The sequence below is a fragment of the Musicola keenii genome, from assembly GCF_014855505.1.
Classification (GTDB): Bacteria; Pseudomonadota; Gammaproteobacteria; order Enterobacterales; family Enterobacteriaceae; genus Musicola; species Musicola paradisiaca.
Genome location: NZ_JAAWVW010000055.1, coordinates 1 through 1,169, shown reverse-complemented (window position 1 = coordinate 1,169; position 1,169 = coordinate 1). Strand labels below are relative to the sequence as shown.

1 protein-coding gene is annotated in these 1,169 nt (G+C 50.0%); it reads right to left on the bottom strand.

The features are described from left to right. Positions 1 to 1,133, bottom strand: a protein-coding gene (locus tag HEP82_RS19785) for an IS3 family transposase (protein ID WP_192459609.1) whose coding sequence is annotated in 2 segments (ribosomal slippage) — positions 1 to 839 and positions 839 to 1,133 — 1,134 coding nt annotated over the 2 segments. Because the reading frame shifts where the segments join, the coding sequence is not laid out codon by codon here. This gene is flagged as partial in the annotation. Between the last annotated feature and the right edge of the window lie 36 nt (positions 1,134 to 1,169).

Below are 1,169 nucleotides of genomic sequence, written 5' to 3'. Positions count from 1 at the left end.
ATGGGGTCTGACACTGTTGTAATAGCTCAATATATAAAGACTAATCTGCTTCTGTGCTTCATGTTTGTCACGGTAGCCATCTGTCGGTACCCATTCTGTCTTCAGGCTACGGAAGAAGCGCTCCATCGGACTGTTATCCCAACAGTTGCCTCGTCGACTGACGCTTTGCCTTATTCTGTAACGCCAGAGAAGCTGTTGATATTTCATCCCTGTATACTGACTTCCCTGATCGCTATGGAACATCACATTCATCGGCCGACCACGACTCTCATAGGCCATCCGTAACGCGCCGCTTATCAGCGCAGTATCTGCATTAGCTGAAAAGCTCCAGCCGATGATCCTGCGGGCAAAAAGATCCATCACTACAGCCAGATAATTCCAGCCGTTCCCCGCCCAGATATACGTAATGTCACCACACCATACCTGGTCTAGCTCTGGCACCGCGAACTGGCGTTCCAGAAGATTCGGCAGGCATGTATGCGCCTGATGAACATTCCTGTATTTGTGTTTACCAGGCTGGCAACTGTTCCGCTCCAACTGCTTCATCAGACGTCCGGCACGATAACGACTCATAGGGAAGCCGTTGTGGGTCAACATATCGGCCAGCGTTCTCGCCCCTGCTGAACCTCGACTCTGGTTCCAGACCCGGCGTATTTCACTGTGCAACTTTATCTGCTGCGGATTAATCATGTTGCGTCGTCTGAACCAATATCGGTAACTGCTGCGATGCAGGCCAAAAGCAGTACAAAGGCTGACAACGGTGTGGCTGTCACTGAGTCTGGCAACTATCGCGAACTGTTCAGCGAGTCGGACATTAAGAGTGCTGTAGCCTTTTTTAATATCGTATTTTGTTCCTCCAGGCGGCGAACCTGTTTTTCCAGCTCACGGATACGCAGTTGTTCCGGTGTTATTGGTGTGGCTGATGGTGTAACACCCTGACGTTCTTTTTTGAGCTGACGAACCCAGGACTCCAGAGTAGAGGAGCCGACGTTCATCGCCTCACAAGCCTGACGGTATGAGTAACCTTTATCCACAACGAGCAGAGCGCATTCCAGCTTGAACTCGGGAGAAAAGGTTCGTTTTATTTTCTTGGTCATGAAGTCACCTGTTTTATGCTGAGGCAAGAGTATCACCTCTGTTCAGGTGGCCAAATTTACTGTGCCACTACA